This is a genomic window from Curtobacterium sp. USHLN213 (assembly GCF_037144815.1).
GTDB lineage: Bacteria > Actinomycetota > Actinomycetes > Actinomycetales > Microbacteriaceae > Curtobacterium.
Window position 1 is genome coordinate 123,789 of the sequence record NZ_JBBCYQ010000003.1, and the last position, 16,059, is coordinate 139,847.

Below are 16,059 nucleotides of genomic sequence, written 5' to 3' on the forward strand. Positions count from 1 at the left end.
TCAGGCCTCCTTCGGGGCGGTCCACGCCAGGTCGAGGTCCCACTCGTCCACCGAGCCGGCCGGCAGCTGCCACACGTACTCGTTCTTGAGCTTGCGGCCGTCCTCGCGGAAGGGTCCGGTGCGGTACGGGTAGAACGCCACGGTCGGCAGCGTGCCCGGCGGCGCCGTCCGGATCGCGTTCGAGAAATCCTTGTTCAACCGCCGCAGTTCGGCGACCACCGCGCCTCGAGCACCGTCGGCGTCGAACCCCGATGCGCCGGACGCGAGCTGGAACGCGATGTGCAGCTGCCGGTCGCCCCGGTCGTCCTCGTAGCTGATCAGCCGGTGGTTCTCGACGGCCTCGAGCAGCGCCGGGTCGCCGTAGACCACGTCGCGCACGACGTCCGGCGCGACGACCGCCCCGTTGTAGTCGACGGACAGGTCGGACCGGCCGTAGTGGAACAGCAGCGGCAGGTCGAGCTCGGCGGCGTCGGCGAGGTCGTCGAACCCGTGCTCGCGCAGGGTCCGGCGCAGCGAGCGCATCCGCACCACGTGCCCGCGGTCGTGGATGTTGTACCGGATGCGGGGGCTGATGTTCTCGGACCGGGTGATCGTCACGACGAGCTCCCCGAGCTCGTTCGTCTCGATGAGGTACCCGAAGGGGTTGAACTGGAACACCATCGGCAGCACGCCGTACTCGGCCTGCTTCGTCAGTGCGGCGGAGAGCTCCGGCGACGCCGCGATCGCCCGACGCAGCTGCACGCTGAACGGCGTCTCGATGCCGAGGTTGATCTCGAGGTCGCTCGCCCCGTACGACCCGAGCACGGCCTGCGCGTACTGCTCGATGTGCGCGCGCATGTTCTCGCTGATGCCCTCGCCGCCGAACGCCGCGACGATCGTGTACTCGCTCCAGTCGAGCCGGTCGTCCTCGAACAGTGCCTTCAGGAACGGCGGGTAGCTGCAGATGATGTACGTGAAGTCGGTGCCGAACTCGCGCATCGTCTGCACGATCTTGTCGCGGTCCGGCCCGATCGACTTGATCATCGACGACTCGGTGAGCGACGCCGTCACGTTCATGCCGGTGGCCCAGGCGCCGAGCGAGAACGCGTTGAGCACGAACGGCTGCTTCGGCAGGTCCTTCGCGGTCCGCGAGAACCCGAGCTGCAGCAGTTGGCGGGTCGCCTGCCGTTCGTCGGGGCCGCGCACCCAGCTCGTCGGCGTGCCGCTCGACCCGCTCGACTCGTCGACGACGACTCCGCGCCGGGGCAGCCGACCGTCGACGCAGCGCTCGGGGATGCTCCACCGCTTGACGTACGACTCCTTGTCCATCTCGGGCAGCCCCGAGATCGCTGCGGCGATCCCGCCGCGGGTGTCCAGACGGGAGGCACGCCCCGCCTCCGCCAGGAACGCGCCGTACGCGGGCACCCGCTTCGCAGCGCGCTCGGCGGTCCGCCACGCACGCCAGCGTCCGAGGGTCCAGCGGAGCGGCTCGATGCCCGGCGTGAGCAGGAGCTTGTGGGTGCCGACGCGCGGCATGAACAGCGCCACGACCGTCTCGACGACCCAGACCACCGAGAACACCGCCGCGCGCTTCACCGGGCACCCCCGATCGTCATCGCCGCCGCGGGTCGGCGGTGCGCCAGCGGTGGCGGTGCGCTGTGGCCGAAGCGGAAGAGCATCCACGCCATCCGACCGTCGGACTCGTCGACGCCGGCGCGCTCGACGAACGCGGCGTGCGACCGCGGGTTCGTGATCACGGTGCCGAACGGGTGCAGGGCGACGCCCCGTGCCGTGAGCTCGAGCCAGATCCGCATGAAGGTGCGTCCGGCCTCGACGTAGTCCGCCGGCGACGAGAACGGTCCCTCGAGCCACCCGAGCTGCCGGACGCCGCGCATCGTCGACAGGTACACGCGTTTGAAGACCCCGCCGACGCCGGGTGCCTCCCAGAGCCCGCGGTGCTCCATCGCGAACCGCAGCACCGGTCCGGGCATGAGCATCGTCTCGGCCGACAGCCCGTCACCGGACTCGGCCGCCTGCCGCTTCGAGAACCGCAGCCAGTGCAGGATCTCGTCGTGCACGGCGTCGTGCTGCAGGTCGTCGAACAGGGTCTCCTGGTTGACCCGGACGATCTCGTCGACGGTGGCCTGGTCGGCGGTGGTGCGGAAGCGGTGGCCGGCCGCCGACGCGATGGCGGCGGCAGCCCGGATCGCGGACTCGTCCACCAGGGTCGCGTCGTAGGGCCTGCGCGAGGTGCGCCGTGCGAGGAAGCGGGCCAGCGCCTCCCGGTCGTCCGCCGTGGCGGCTCGCGGACGCAACGCGACCGTGCCCAGTCGGTGCAGGTGGTCGTCGGCCGCGCCGGAACCGGCGCCGGCGTCCAGCCGCCCGAAGTCCATCTCGGCGTGGTCCAGCCGTTCCTGCACCGTGAACCCGTGCGCCCGGGCGACCACGTCGAGCCCGGCCAGGAACACCCCGGCGCAGACGTGGCCGAACGGGATGCCGAACGACTCGGCCGGCAACCCCCTGCGCAGGTCGTAGAACACGGTCGCGGTGCGGTCGTCCTCGACCCGCACGACGATCGGTTGCGAGTTGTGCGGCGACGGGTAGTGCCGCGCGTCCTCGATGATGCCCGTCCACGGTGATGCCATCGGTTCCCCCTCGGTGGTCTCTGCGGTCGATCATACGAACGCCCGGTGACGCCCATGCCGTCCGGGGCATGCAGTGCTCCCCGAGGCCGCGTACGCTCGGCCCATGGCCACGATCCGGACCGGCACCGACCTCGCCGCGGTCGAGGACGTGATCGCCGGGATCACCACGCACGGCGAGCGCTACCTCGCCCGGGTCTTCACCCGGCAGGAGCGCGCCGACGCCGGGGACGACCCGGAGCGCCTCGCCGCCCGCTTCGCCGGCAAGGAGGCCGTGCTGAAACTGCTCCGGCCGGAGCGTTCGGACGCCGTCCCGCTGACCGACGTCGCCGTCGTGCTCGACACCGTCGGCGCCCCCGTCGTCGAGCTGACCGGTCGTGCGGCGGAGCTCGCCGAGGCGGTCGGCTGCACGTCGATCGCGGTCTCGTTGTCCCACGAACGGGGACTGGCGATCGCCACCGCCGTCGCCCTCTCCGAGCGCTGACGCAGCCCCCTGGGTCGCTCCCTGTCAAGGCACTCAGGTCCGGCGCGGCGCGTGCGGTTTCACGCACCCGCACGGCGGCTTTCCGGGCCGCCGTCCTCCTTATCGTTGCCAGCATGCACCAGGACCCGACCTCCGCAGCGACCGCCGTCGCACTCGTCGCCCCGACGACCGAACTGGCCGTCCGGCGAGCCCTCGCCGACCACGGACGGCTCGTCGTCGACGCCATGGACGTGGCGTCGATCGCCGACCTCTACGCCCTCGGGCTGACCTCGCACGCCACCGTGAACGTGATGCTCGCGGTCGAGAACGAACTCGACGTGGAGTTCCCCGACGCCGCGCTGCACCGGTCGACCTTCGCCACCATCGAGTCCATCGCCACGGCAGCGGAGACGGCGGCGTGATCACCGAGGAGCGTCCGGCGAGCGCCGGGACGACCGTCTCCGCCGTCGACCGGTTCGCCGAGCGAACCGCCCTCGTGGTCGACATCGCCGCCCGGTACGCCGACGAGGTCGACCGTGACGCCCGCCCCCCGCGCGAGGCGATCGCCGCGATGAAGGAGCACGGTCTCCTCGCCGCGGCGGTCCCGGTGGAGCACGGCGGCGAGGGGGCGACCCTCGCCGAGCTCTCCGTCATCGCGACCGAACTCGGACGTGCGTGCGCCGCGACGGCGATGGTGTTCGCGATGCACCACGGCCAGGCCATGGCGCTCTGGCGGCACGGCGGCGTGGCCCTCGGCGTCACCGCGATGATCGAGGCCGTGCGGGACGGCGCCCTCGTCGCGTCGTCGACCACCGAGCGCGGCATCGGCGGCGATGCCCGTCGGAGCACCTGCGCCATCGAGCCCGACCAGGCCGGACGCATCCGGCTCCGCAAGGACGCCCCGGTCATCTCGTACGCGACCGAGGCCGACGCGATCCTCGTCACCGCCCGGCGCGACCTCGACGCGCCGGCGTCCGACCAGCGGCTCGTCATCGCGCTGCCGGCGGAGACCACGCTCACGCAGACCTCGACCTGGGACACGCTCGGGCTCCGCGGCACGTGCAGCAACGGCTGGCTGCTCGACACCGAGACCCACGAAGACCGCGTCCTCCGCGACGACTACGCGACGATCTCCGCCCGCACGGTCCTCCCCGTGTCGCACGTGCTCTGGGCGTCGGTGTGGCTCGGCATCGCGGCGGACGCTGCGGACCGTGCCCGTCGAGCCGTCCGCAAGCAGGCGCGTGCCGCCGTCGGCCAGACCCCTCCTGGAGCCCTCCGGCTCGCCGAGCTCCTGGTCGACCTGCAGACCATGGCCGACGCCGTCCGGCACGCCGCGGCCCGGTTCGACCAGGTGGCCGACGACCCCGAGGTGCTCGAGTCGACGGCGTACGCGCTGGCCGCGAACGCGCTGAAGATCGGCTCCTCCGAGCGGGTCACCGACCTCGTCACCCAGGCGCTGCGGATCGTCGGCATCGCCGGGTTCGCGGCCACCGGGGAGCTCAGCATCGCCCGGCACCTCCGAGACGCGCACGGTGCCGCCGTGATGGTGAGCAACGACCGTCTCCTGCAGAACGACGCCGCACTGGCACTCATGACCGGAGCCATCCTGTGACCATCACCGAACCGACGACCACGACGCCGTCCGCACCCGCGTCCGACCTCGACGCCGCCCGCGCCGCGCTGCGTGCACGGCTGCTCGCCGACGGCGTGCTCATCGACCTCGGGTCGCCGGGGCTCTACGGCCGCACCGGAGTGTTCGAGCGCGTGTACACAGCGGTCGACACCGCGGCCGTGGCCAGCCAGCAGGACCTCGACGCCGAGGTGCTGCGCTTCCCGCCCGTGGAGCCGCTCGCGGCGTTCGAGCGCACCGACTACATCGCGTCCTTCCCGGACCTCGCCGCGTCGATCTCCGGCTTCACCGGTGACGACCGCACGCACCGTGCCCTGCTCGCCGCCCGCGAGCGCGGAGAGCGGTGGGAGGGCTTCCTCGAGCCGGCCGACCTGATGCTGACCCCGGCGGTCTGCCACCCGGTCTACGGGCTCGTCGGTGGCCGCGTCCCGCAGGACGGCCGCACCTTCGACATCGTCGGCGACTCGTTCCGGCGCGAGCCCTCGCTCGACCCGATGCGGCTGCAGGCGTTCCACATGCACGAGTTCGTGCACATCGGCACGCCCGCCTCGGCCCAGCACCACCGCGACGACCGCATCCCGGTCATGCGCGCGCTGCTCGAGTCGTTCGGCCTCGAGATCGACGTCGTCCCCGCGAACGACCCGTTCTTCGGACGCGTCGGGCAGATGCTCGCCCGGAACCAGGTCGAGCAGGCGCTCAAGTTCGAGTTCGTCACGCCCGTCTACGGCCCGGAGCACCCGGCGACCGCGATCGGCTCGGCGAACCTGCACGAGGACCACTTCGGCACCTCGTTCGGCATCCGCACGGCCGACGGCGAGGTCGCGCACAGCGCCTGCGTCGCGTTCGGCCTGGAGCGCATCACGATCGCCCTCTTCGCCGCCCACGGCACCGACCCCGACGCGTGGCCGGCTCCGGTCCGCGCGGCCCTGGCCCTGTGAGCACCCACCACGGCTGGACGGGTCGCCCGGCCCTCCGCGTCGCCGTGCAGCTCCCCGTCGCGGCGCGCGCCGGCGTCGTGATCTGTCCGCCGCTCGGGCAGGAGGGCGTCATCGCGTACCGGACCCTCCGCCTGCTGGCGGACCGACTGGAGGCGCGTGGCGTGGCCTCGGTGCGGTACGACCCGTCCGGACGTGGGGACTCCGCACCCGACGGCGATCCCGACGCGCAGGTCCGGTCGGCACGTCGCGCCGCAGCGGTGCTGCGTGACGCCGGGGTCGAGCGGATCGCGTACGTCGGCCTGGCCTCCGCCGCGCCGATCGCCGCCGCCGCGGCCTCCGACACGGACGGCCTGGTCCTCTGGGACGCGCCCGCCTCCGGCCGCGCCTGGCTCCGGAAGCAGCGAGCACTGGCGACGATCACGATCGGCGCCGACCGCGTGGTCGACGGCGTCGAGAGCCTTGTCGGCATGGACGTCGACCCCACCGAAGCTGCGGCCCTCGGCGCGCTCACCTACCGGGCGCGGACCGGCCCGACCATCGCCCTCGTGCGCCCGGGCAGCAGCGCCCCCGCAGCGCTCGGCGACGTGTCGACGACCGAGGTCACCGGGAGCGCCGAGCTCCTCGACGGCACGAGCATGGTCGCCCGGATCCCGGGCTCCGCCGTCGACACCGTCGTGGCGTGGACGGACGCGTGGGCGCCGACGGTGGCCCTGCCGGTCCTGCCGCCGACACTCGACGAGGTCCTCGACGTGGACGCCCGCACGTCGGAGCGCATCGTCCGGATGGGCCCGGAACGGCTCTTCGCCATCGAGACCGTCACCTCCGGCCAGCACGAGGACGCCCCGGTCGTCGTGCTGCACAACGGCGCCGCCGAGCACCACGTCGGCGCGTCCGACTACCAGGTCGCCCTCGCACGGACCCTCGCCCGCGACGGTGCCCGGGTGGTCCGGGTCGACCGCAGCGGCACCGGTGAGAGCTCCGCGGTCCACGAGGACGAGCGGTCCGCGATGTTCGCGCAGGAGTGGATCGACGACCAGCAGGCGGTGGTCGACGCCCTCGCCGTGGACTCCCGGCGGCTCGTGCTCGTCGGCATGTGCGCCGGCGCGTGGCTCGCGGGGCGCTCCGCGGACGCCGCACCGCGCATGGTCCTCGAGATCAGCCCGAACGACTACCGCCGCCAGCCGGCCGCGGTGGGCGCGTACGCCGATGCCCTCCGCGCGATCGACGAACCGTCGCCGCTGCGGCTGGTGCTCCGGCGCTGGTGGAACGCCGTCGTACCCGAGTGGGTGCGCGACCGGGTCGCCCGTCGCGACCGGGTCGGCGGGGTCGTCGGACACGTCCGTCCGCTCGTCGAGCACGGCACCGACGTCGTGCTCATCGCGTCGCCCGTGGACGTCGAGCTGTTCGAGCGGCTCGGTGGTCCGCGTGCCCTCCGGCGGTGGGGCACCCGGGGCCGGACCGGCAGGGTGGAACTCGTGCGGGTGCCGGACGGCGACCACTCGCTGTTCTCCCCGGTGATGCGGCAGGCCGTGCTCACCGAGGTGCGGTCACGCGTCGCGGCGACGTTCCCCGTGCACGCCTGACCCGCGGGCGAACCCGTCGATGGCGCGCTGCGCGATCGCGACCTCGGTGGGGCCGCCGTGTCCCTCGTCCTCGACGACCTCGAGACGGCTGCCCGGCCACGCCCGGTGCAGCAGCCACGGCGTGATGACCGGCCCGCTGACGTCCCGTCGCCCGTGCACGAGCACGCCGGGGATCCCGGCGAGCTCGCCGGCGCGCCGGAGGACCTCGTCCGGATCGAGGAAGCAGTCGTTCGCCCAGTAGTGGGTGACCAGCGTGGCGAAGTTGCGCCGGTCCCGGGGATCGGCGTGCAGCTGCCCCGGGCGCCACGCCGGGTCGAGCGAGACGTGGGTCGACTCCCACGTGTCCCAGCTGTCGGCTGCGGCGTCCCGGACGGCGGGGTCGGACGAACGCAGCAGTCGGGCGTGGTGCTCGACCGGCCGCACGCCCGCCGGGACGTCGGCGGTGAACCGCGCCCAGGCCTCCGGGAACACCGACCCGACCCCCTCGGTGATCCAGTCGACCTCGCGACGGGAACCGGTGGTCACCGCGACGAGCACGACCTCGGTGACGCGCTCGGGGTGCTTCAGGGCGTAGGCGAGCGCGAGGGTGCTGCCCCACGAGACACCGTGCAGCAACCAACGCTCGACGCCGAGGTGTCGCCGCAACGCCTCGACGTCCTCGATCAGGGCCGCCGTCGTGTTGCGGTCGAGCGACCCGAGGTCGTCGATCGCCCACGGGGTGCTCCGCCCGCACCCGCGCTGGTCGAGCCCGACGATCCGGTACACCTCGGGGTCGAACCGCTGTCGGTAGCCCCCGGCGCCGAGACCGGATCCCGGGCCGCCGTGCAGGTACAGCGCCGGGCGGCCGGTCGGGTTGCCGGACTCCTCCCAGTGGATCCGGGCGCCGTCGGGGCGGTCGAGCCAGCCGTGGTCGTGGGGGTCGATGGGCGGGTGCACCCCCGGAGCCTACGACGGACGTGCGGACCGGACGAGGTCGAGCGCGCGCGCCACCGCGGTCGGGTGCTCGACGTGGGCGAAGTGCCCGCAGTCGTCGAGCAGCACCGTCCGGACGTCGGGCAGGAGGCCACGGAGCGCCGCGAGGTCGGACACCCGGGCGAACACGTCGTCCCGCCCGGCGATCGCCGTGACCGGGCACGTCACGCCGCGCCAGCGGTCCAGGTCGTAGGCGGCCGCGGCACGAGCGGCTCCGGTGAAGCCGGCCGGACGGAGCTCGTCGACGAACGCCTCGAGCACGCTCGGGTCGAGCCGGCGCACGTGCGAGAAGACGGGAGCGGCGAGGACGGGCAGGAGGCCGATCGCCCGGAGTCCGCGCAGGAGCGGCCGTGCCGTCTCCCCGGTGATCGCGAGGCCCGCGCGCAGCAGCGTGAACGCGGGGAGCGTCAGGATCCCGCGCACGGGGTGCCGGGACGCTCCGGCGGTCGCCACGGTCGTGCCGGAGACGAGCGCGACGGAACGCACGCGTCCGGGTGCCGCGACGGCCAGGTGCATGCCGACGAAGGCGCCCATCGAGTGCCCGACGACGTCGACGTCCGGCACGGCGAGGGCGTCGAGCACCGTGGTCAGCACCGACGCCGCCCGGTCGACCCCGAGCGGCTCGACCGGTGCGGGTGACGCGCCCCAGCCCGGCAGGTCGACGAGCACGAGGCCGCGGTCGTCGATGCCGTCCGCCGCCGCCAGGAGCGGGGTCCACGTGGTCCACGACCCGGCGACCCCGTGCAGCAGGAGCAGCGCGGCGGGGCCGGGTCGGTGGTGCACGACGACCGGGCCGACGTCGGTCGGGACGACGGTGCGCTGCAGGCCCCACCGGTCGGCGTCGGCGGTGACCGGGAACGGCGCGTACGGCTCGGTGGTGACCACCCGCGTGGGTGGGCGGTCGTCGACGGCGTGCACCGTGCCTCCAGTCTGCGACGCGTCGTACGTCGCCTCAGGAGGTGTTCGGAACGCTAGCCGACGGGGACTGGTGCGGCGCAGGCCGCCAGGCGGTCGAGCGCGGCCTTGTACTCCGTCACGTCACGGGCGACGCCCGGCTCGGAGATGATCGAGGCCTTGATGCGACCCTGCACATCGATGACGAAGGTCGCGCGGGTGGCGAAGCCCTTGTGCTCGAGGAAGACGCCGTACTCCTTCGAGACGGCGCCGTGCGGCCAGAAGTCCGCGAGGAGCTCGAAGTCGTAGCCGTTCGACTCGGCGAAGGATCGGAGCGTCGCCTTCGAGTCGACCGAGATGCCGACGAGCTCGACGCGCTGGTCCTGGAACATCGCGATGTTGTCCTGAAGGGCGCAGAGCTCGTTCGTGCAGGTCGACGAGAACGCGAGCGGGAAGAAGACCAGCGCGACCGGGCGGACGCCACGGAAGTCGCTGAGGCGGACGTGCTCCCCGAACTGGTTCGGGAGTTCGAAGTCCGGCGCGAGCGAGCCGATCTCCAGTGCCATCAGTGCGTTGCTTCTTCCTCGGGCGTGGGGTGTGCCCGGTGTCCTCGCGCACGCACGGGTCGCGTGTGCACGATCGGCAATCGTACGCCGACGTCACCCGAATGCAAGCACCTGTCCACCCACACGTCACCATCAGCCTCTGGGTCGGTGCGGGGGCCTAGAGTGGTCGGGGCCCCATCCGGTCGTGACCCGACCAACCGGTGGCCCGCCATGTCCACCACCACGAGAACGAACGAGGTCAAGGGTGACGGTGAACGACCAGGACCCGTACAGCCACGGCAGCAGCGACCAGGACCCGGAGGAGACCGCCGAATGGCGTGAGTCCCTCGACGGGCTGGTGCAGACCCACGGCCACCAGCGTGGCCGCGAGATCATGCTGAGCCTGCTCAAGCGGTCCAAGGAACTGCACCTCGGTGTGCCGATGGTCCCGACCACGGACTACGTGAACACCATCGCGCCGGAGAACGAGCCCGAGTTCCCGGGCGACGAGGAGCTCGAGCGCCGCTACCGCCGGTGGATCCGGTGGAACGCCGCGATCACCGTGCACCGCGCGCAGCGCCCCGGGATCGCGGTCGGCGGCCACATCTCGACCTACGCGTCGAGCGCCGCCATGTACGAGGTCGGCTACAACCACTTCTTCCGCGCGCAGGACCACCCGTCCGGCGGCGACCAGGTGTTCTTCCAGGGGCACGCGTCCCCCGGCATGTACGCCCGCGCCTACATGGAAGGGCGCCTCGGCGAGGACCAGCTCGACGGCTTCCGTCAGGAGAAGTCCCACGCCGGCGGCGGACTCTCGTCCTACCCGCACCCGCGCCTCATGCCGCACTTCTGGCAGTTCCCGACCGTGTCGATGGGCATCGGCCCGATCAACGCGATCTACCAGGCGCAGCAGGCGAAGTACCTCTCCAACCGCGGCATCAAGGACGCCTCCGACCAGCAGGTCTGGGCGTTCCTCGGCGACGGCGAGATGGACGAGGTCGAGTCGCGTGGACAGCTCCAGGTCGCCGCGAACGACGGCCTCGACAACCTGAACTTCGTGATCAACTGCAACCTGCAGCGTCTCGACGGTCCGGTCCGCGGCAACGGCAAGATCATCCAGGAGCTCGAGGCGTTCTTCCGCGGTGCGGGCTGGAACGTCATCAAGGTCGTCTGGGGCCGCGAGTGGGACGACCTGCTCGCCCGCGACACCGAGGGCGCGCTCCTCAACCTGATGAACCAGACGCCGGACGGCGACTACCAGACGTACAAGGCCGAGAACGGCGCGTACGTCCGCGAGAACTTCTTCGGGCGCGACCCGAAGGCGCTCGAGCTGGTCAAGGACTACACGGACGACCAGATCTGGAACCTCAAGCGCGGTGGGCACGACTACCGCAAGGTCTACGCCGCGTTCAAGGCCGCGACCGAGCACAAGGGCCAGCCGACCGTCATCCTCGCGAAGACGGTCAAGGGCTACGGCCTCGGCCCGAGCTTCGAGGGGCGCAACGCGACGCACCAGATGAAGAAGCTCACGCTCGACAACCTCAAGCAGTTCCGCGACGAGATGCGCATCCCGATCACGGACGCACAGCTCGAGGAGAACCCCTACACGCCGCCGTACTACCACCCCGGGAACGACGACGAGGCGATCCAGTACATGCACGAGCGCCGGCGTGAGCTCGGCGGGTACGTGCCGGAGCGTCGCACCAAGTACACGTCGATCACCCTCCCCGAGGACTCGAAGTACCAGGTCGTCAAGAAGGGCTCCGGCAAGCAGGAGATCGCCACCACCATGGCGTTCGCCCGACTGCTGAAGGACCTGCTCCGCTCCCCCGACTTCGGCGACCGCGTGGTGCCGATCATCCCCGACGAGGCACGCACGTTCGGCATGGACGCGTACTTCCCGACGGCGAAGATCTACAACCCGAACGGCCAGCACTACACGTCGGTCGACCGTGAGCTCCTCCTCGCCTACAAGGAGAGCCCGCAGGGACAGATCATCCACGTCGGCATCAACGAGGCGGGCGCCCTCGCGGCGTTCACCGCGGTCGGCACCTCGTACTCGACGCAGGGCGAGCCGCTCATCCCGGTCTACGTCTTCTACTCGATGTTCGGGTTCCAGCGCACCGGCGACGCCATCTGGGCCGCCGGCGACCAGATGACCCGTGGCTTCATGATCGGCGCCACCGCCGGTCGCACGACGCTCACGGGCGAGGGGCTGCAGCACGCCGACGGCCACTCGCTGCTCCTCGCGACGACGAACCCGGCCGTGGTGTCCTACGACCCCGCGTACGGCTACGAGATCGGGCACATCGTCCAGGCCGGCCTCGACCGGATGTACGGCACGAACGAGGACGGCAGCGCCAAGCACGCCGACCCGAACGTCATGTACTACCTGACGGTCTACAACGAGCCGATCGTCCAGCCGGCCGAGCCCGAGGGCATCGACGTCGACGGCATCGTCAAGGGCATGTACCTGCTCAACCGCAGCGAGCACGACGGCCCGAAGGCCCAGCTGCTCGCGTCGGGTGTCGCCGTCCCGTGGATCCTCGAGGCGCAGCAGCTCCTCGCCGAGGACTGGGGCGTGTCGGCCGACGTCTGGAGCGTCACGAGCTGGGGCGAGCTGTACCGCGACGGTCTCGACGCGGAGCAGCACGCCTTCCTCAACCCGAACGAGGCACCGCGCACCCCGTACGTGACCGAGCGGCTGCTCGGCACCGAGGGCCCGGTCGTCGCGGTGAGCGACTTCATGCACGCCGTGCAGGAGCAGATCCGCCCGTTCGTCCCGACCGACTACGCCACCCTCGGCGCCGACGGCTTCGGCTTCTCGGACACCCGTCCGGCAGCGCGCCGCTTCTTCCACATCGACGGCCCCTCGGTCGTCGTGCGGACGCTGCAGCAGCTCGCGAAGCAGGGCAAGGTCGACGGTGCGCTCGTCCAGCAGGCGATCGACAAGTACCGCCTGCACGACGTGACCGCCGGCACCACGGGCAGCGCGGGCGGCGAGAGCTGATCAGCGAGTGACGTCGGTCCGACCGGACTCCGAGAGCCAGGAGAGCGCGCGCGAGCGGGCGCTCTCCTGGCTCCGTCAGGTGTCCGGGGAACTCTCCACCGCCACCATCAAGCGGCTCGAGGACACCCTCCCCTGGTACAGCGAGATGCCTCCGGGCCGACGCTCCGCCGTGGGGCTCGTGGCCCAGGCGGGAATCACCTCGTTCATCAGCTGGCTCGAGGGCACCGCGTCGACGCCGTGGATCGCCGCGGCGGACGTCTTCGGCTCCGCGCCGCGGGAACTCCTGCGCTCGGTGAGCCTGCAGCAGACGCTCCAGCTCATCCGCGTGGTCGTCACCGTGGTCGAGGAACGCGCCAAGGACGACGAGATGCTGCAGGAGGCGATCCTCAAGTACTCGCGGGACATCGCCTTCGCGGCCGCCGACGTCTACGCCCGCGCGGCCGAGGCCCGTGGGCTGTGGGACGCCCGGCTCGAGGCCCTCGTGGTCGACTCCATCCTGTCGGGCGAGTACGACGACGAACTCCCGTCGCGCATCGCGGCCCTCGGCTGGCACGGTCACGGCGAGGTCGCGGTCCTGGTCGGCAACGCGCCGAAGCAGCTCGAGGTCGACCAGATCCGTCGCACCGCGCGGCACATGGACGCCGACGTGCTCATCGGCGTGCAGGGCTCCCGCCTCGTCGTGGTGATCGGCCGTGCCACGCCGCGCGACGACGTCCCCGAGGGCGAGGAGCCGGTGTCCTTCACCGCCATCGCCCAGGCGCTCGAGCCCTCGTTCGGCGAGGGACACCTCGTCCTCGGCAACGAGGTGCCCGGCGTGGTCGACGCGTCCACCAGTGCCAAGGGCGCCCTCGCCGGCTTCGCGGTCGCGCGGGCCTGGCGCGGTGCTCCTCGTCCGGCCCTGGCCGACGACCTGCTCCCGGAGCGGGCCCTCGCCGGCGACCCGCTCGCCCGGTCCGCCCTCGTGCAGCGCATCTACGTGCCGCTCAAGGACCAGTCGACGGAGCTCCTGCAGACGCTCTGGTGCTACCTCGACACCGGCCGGTCGCTCGAGGCCACGGCGCGCGAGCTGTTCGTGCACCCGAACACGGTGCGCTACCGGCTCCGCCGCGTGGCGGACATCATCGGGTGGGACGCCACGCACGCGCGGGACGCCCTCATCGTGCAGTCGGCGCTCATCCTCGGTGCCATGTCCGAGTCGACCGCCGGGCGGCGTCGCATCCCGCACCGCCGGTGAGCGACGTCGTATGCCGCATCGTCGCTAGGAAATGCACAATGTCGAGCGGTCATCGCTGTGGGAAGCCCACACGGGTGCGGCGCGGGCCGACGGGCAGGATTGTCCGGTGATCGTCGTCGTCGCGCCCGGACAGGGCTCCCAGGCCCCCGGCTTCCTCGCCCCCTGGCTCGAGGACGCCACCGTCCGTGACCGCGTGGGGGCGTGGTCCGAGGCCATCGGCGTCGACCTCGCCGCCCACGGCACCGAGTCCGACGCCGAGACCATCAAGGACACGGCGCTCGCGCAGCCGCTCATCGTCGCCGCCGGTCTCATCACGGCCGACGCCCTGCTCGCCGACGGCCGCCGTGCTCTCGTGGGCGGGGTCGCCGGCCACTCGGTCGGCGAGTTCACCGCCGCCGGGGTCGCCGGGATCCTCGAGCCGACCGACGCCGTCGCCCTCGTCGCCGAACGCGGCCGGGCGATGGCGGACGCCGCCGCGCTCGAGCCCACGTCGATGGCCGCCGTCCTCGGTGGGGACGCCGATGCCGTCGCCGCCGCGCTCGAGGCGAACGGCCTCGTCCCCGCGAACCACAACGGCGGCGGTCAGACCGTCGTCGCCGGTCCCGCCGACGCGATCGCCGCCCTCGCCGCTGACCCACCCGCGAAGGCCCGCGTGATCCCCCTCGCCGTGGCCGGTGCGTTCCACACCCGGTACATGGCGTCCGCCGTCGAGCGTGTCGCCCCGGTCGCCGCCGCCGCGACCGTGCAGGACCCGTCGCTGCCGATCTGGACGAACGCCGACGGTTCCCGTGTCGACGACGGTCGTCGCTTCGTCGACCTCATGGTCCAGCAGATCCAGAGCCCCGTGCACTGGGACGCCGTGATGGAGTCCTTCGCGGCCGCCGGTGTCACGGGCATCATCGAACTCGCACCCGCCGGTGCCCTCGTCGGCCTGGCGAAGCGCGGTCTGCGCGGGACGCCGACCGTCGCGATCAAGACCCCCGACGACCTGCCCGCAGCGATCGACCTGCTGCAGAGCGCGGGCCAGGAAGCAGACGCAACCGCATGACCGACGCCCCCATCCCGACCACCGCGACCGAGGGGACGGAGCCGACCCGCGCCTCCCGTCCGCTGCTGCAGCAGCGTCGCGGCCACGAGTTCACCCGCATCCTGGCCTTCGGCGCCGCCCGCGGTGAGAACGCCGTGCCGAACGACGACCTCGTCGGGCCGATCGACTCCTCCGACGAGTGGATCCGCCAGCGCACCGGGATCATCACCCGCATGCGCGCCGGCAAGGACGTCGAGGCGGTCGACCTCGCCGAGGCCGCCGCGCTCGACGCGATCGCCAAGGCCGGCCTGACGCCCGACCAGATCGGCGTCGTGCTCGTGAGCACCGTGACCCACACCGTCGCCACGCCGTCGATGGCGTCGCTGCTCGCCGAGCGCATCGGTGCCGCCCCCGCCGCGGCCTACGACATCAGCGCCGCGTGCGCCGGGTACGCGTACGGCATCGCCCAGGCGGACTCGTTCGTGAAGTCCGGCATCGCCGACCACGTGCTGGTCGTCGGTGCCGAGAAGCTCAGCGACATCGTCGACCCGACCGACCGCTCGATCTCGTTCCTGCTCGGCGACGGTGCCGGAGCGGCGATCGTCGGCCCGAGCGACTTCCCCGGGATCGCCCCGACGATCTGGGGCTCCGACGGGTCGAAGTGGGACGCGATCGGCATGACCTCGACCTACAACGAGTGGGAAGCGGGGGCCGCGCGGCCGACGATACGGCAGGCCGGTCAGACCGTGTTCCGCTGGGCCGTCTGGGAGATGGTCAAGGTCGCCCGTGAGGCGCTCGAGTCCGCCGGCATCCAGCCGTCCGACCTCGCCGCGTTCGTGCCGCACCAGGCGAACATCCGCATCATCGACGAGTTCGCCAAGCAGCTCGGCCTGCCCGAGTCCGTCGTGATCGCGCGCGACATCACCACCACCGGCAACACCTCCGCCGCGAGCATCCCGCTCGCCACGCACCGCCTGCTCGAGGAGAACCCCGAGCTCTCCGGCGGCCTCGCCCTGCAGATCGGCTTCGGCGCCGGCCTCGTCTTCGGCGCCCAGGTCGTCGTCCTCCCCTAGCCCATCCCGGCCACGCACCCGCGCGGCCACCCTCCGACGAGCCTCCGGGCACGCGACCGCTGCGTGCCC

General features: G+C 72.3%; 14 protein-coding genes. 9 read left to right on the plus strand and 5 right to left on the minus strand.

Annotated features, from left to right (window positions below; all coding sequences use genetic code 11):
- Both WFH25_RS05190 and WFH25_RS05195 read right to left on the minus strand, forming a co-directional pair.
- The gene (locus WFH25_RS05190; RefSeq protein ID WP_336697032.1) at positions 1–1,575 is read right to left on the minus strand and encodes a phenylacetate--CoA ligase family protein; all 1,575 of its coding nucleotides are present in this window, start codon (positions 1,573–1,575) and stop codon (positions 1–3) included.
- Positions 1,572–2,624 (minus strand): hypothetical protein, encoded by a 1,053-nt coding sequence (locus WFH25_RS05195; RefSeq protein WP_336697033.1) that lies wholly within the window; start codon positions 2,622–2,624, stop codon positions 1,572–1,574. Before WFH25_RS05195 ends, WFH25_RS05190 begins: the two co-directional genes overlap by 4 nt.
- Positions 2,625–2,727: 103 nt before the next feature.
- Here WFH25_RS05195 and WFH25_RS05200 point away from each other — a divergent pair, with 103 nt between their 5' ends.
- The 5 genes from WFH25_RS05200 (at position 2,728) to WFH25_RS05220 (ending at position 7,235) form a co-directional block, all read left to right on the plus strand.
- Positions 2,728–3,105 (plus strand): holo-ACP synthase, encoded by a 378-nt coding sequence (locus tag WFH25_RS05200; protein ID WP_336697034.1) that lies wholly within the window; start codon positions 2,728–2,730, stop codon positions 3,103–3,105.
- A 113-nt stretch (positions 3,106–3,218) separates the two neighbouring features.
- Complete coding sequence (locus tag WFH25_RS05205) at positions 3,219–3,506, plus strand: acyl carrier protein (protein WP_071294843.1); 288 nt, start codon at positions 3,219–3,221, stop codon at positions 3,504–3,506.
- Positions 3,503–4,696 (plus strand): acyl-CoA dehydrogenase family protein, encoded by a 1,194-nt coding sequence (locus tag WFH25_RS05210; protein ID WP_139199191.1) that lies wholly within the window; start codon positions 3,503–3,505, stop codon positions 4,694–4,696. The genes WFH25_RS05205 and WFH25_RS05210 overlap by 4 nt, the downstream gene beginning before the upstream one ends.
- Positions 4,693–5,652 carry an amino acid--[acyl-carrier-protein] ligase gene (locus WFH25_RS05215; protein WP_336697035.1) on the plus strand — a complete coding sequence of 320 codons (960 nt, stop codon included), beginning with the start codon at positions 4,693–4,695 and terminating at the stop codon, positions 5,650–5,652. The genes WFH25_RS05210 and WFH25_RS05215 overlap by 4 nt, the downstream gene beginning before the upstream one ends.
- Entirely contained in the window at positions 5,649–7,235 is a 1,587-nt protein-coding gene (locus tag WFH25_RS05220; protein ID WP_336697036.1) for an alpha/beta hydrolase, read from the plus strand. The genes WFH25_RS05215 and WFH25_RS05220 overlap by 4 nt, the downstream gene beginning before the upstream one ends.
- Here WFH25_RS05220 and pip read toward each other — a convergent pair.
- The 3 genes from pip to WFH25_RS05235 are packed head-to-tail and all read right to left on the minus strand — an operon-like array spanning position 7,200 to position 9,667.
- On the minus strand, positions 7,200–8,171 hold the full coding sequence (gene pip / locus WFH25_RS05225) for a prolyl aminopeptidase (RefSeq protein ID WP_336697037.1): 972 nt from the start codon (positions 8,169–8,171) through the stop codon (positions 7,200–7,202). The genes WFH25_RS05220 and pip overlap by 36 nt on opposite strands.
- Positions 8,172–8,180: 9 nt before the next feature.
- Positions 8,181–9,125 (minus strand): alpha/beta fold hydrolase, encoded by a 945-nt coding sequence (locus tag WFH25_RS05230; protein ID WP_336697038.1) that lies wholly within the window; start codon positions 9,123–9,125, stop codon positions 8,181–8,183.
- Positions 9,126–9,178: 53 nt separating this feature from the next.
- A complete protein-coding gene (locus WFH25_RS05235; RefSeq protein WP_070418722.1) occupies positions 9,179–9,667 on the minus strand; it encodes a peroxiredoxin in 489 nt (162 codons plus the stop codon).
- Between the two features lie 244 nt (positions 9,668–9,911).
- On the opposite strand from WFH25_RS05235, the gene aceE reads away from it, so the two are divergent.
- From aceE to WFH25_RS05255, 4 genes are all read left to right on the plus strand, one after another.
- A complete protein-coding gene (gene aceE / locus WFH25_RS05240; RefSeq protein ID WP_070418721.1) occupies positions 9,912–12,656 on the plus strand; it encodes a pyruvate dehydrogenase (acetyl-transferring), homodimeric type in 2,745 nt (914 codons plus the stop codon).
- Positions 12,657–12,663: 7 nt separating this feature from the next.
- Positions 12,664–13,890, plus strand: coding sequence for a PucR family transcriptional regulator (locus tag WFH25_RS05245; RefSeq protein WP_070418720.1), 1,227 nt, complete (start codon positions 12,664–12,666; stop codon positions 13,888–13,890).
- A gap of 106 nt (positions 13,891–13,996) precedes the next feature.
- Entirely contained in the window at positions 13,997–14,938 is a 942-nt protein-coding gene (locus tag WFH25_RS05250) for an ACP S-malonyltransferase (protein ID WP_336697039.1), read from the plus strand.
- On the plus strand, positions 14,935–15,990 hold the full coding sequence (locus tag WFH25_RS05255) for a beta-ketoacyl-ACP synthase III (RefSeq protein ID WP_070418718.1): 1,056 nt from the start codon (positions 14,935–14,937) through the stop codon (positions 15,988–15,990). The genes WFH25_RS05250 and WFH25_RS05255 overlap by 4 nt, the downstream gene beginning before the upstream one ends.
- Positions 15,991–16,059 lie beyond the last annotated feature (69 nt).

What these genes read in the sequence shown, in the direction of transcription:
- WFH25_RS05195 (WP_336697033.1), bottom strand. Translation starts at nt 2,624, where the DNA reads ATGGCATCACCGTGGACGGGCATCATCGAGGACGCGCGGCACTACCCG.
- WFH25_RS05235 (WP_070418722.1), bottom strand. Translation starts at nt 9,667, where the DNA reads ATGGCACTGGAGATCGGCTCGCTCGCGCCGGACTTCGAACTCCCGAAC.
- WFH25_RS05200 (WP_336697034.1), top strand. Translation starts at nt 2,728, where the DNA reads ATGGCCACGATCCGGACCGGCACCGACCTCGCCGCGGTCGAGGACGTG.
- WFH25_RS05255 (WP_070418718.1), top strand. Translation starts at nt 14,935, where the DNA reads ATGACCGACGCCCCCATCCCGACCACCGCGACCGAGGGGACGGAGCCG.
- WFH25_RS05205 (WP_071294843.1), top strand. Translation starts at nt 3,219, where the DNA reads ATGCACCAGGACCCGACCTCCGCAGCGACCGCCGTCGCACTCGTCGCC.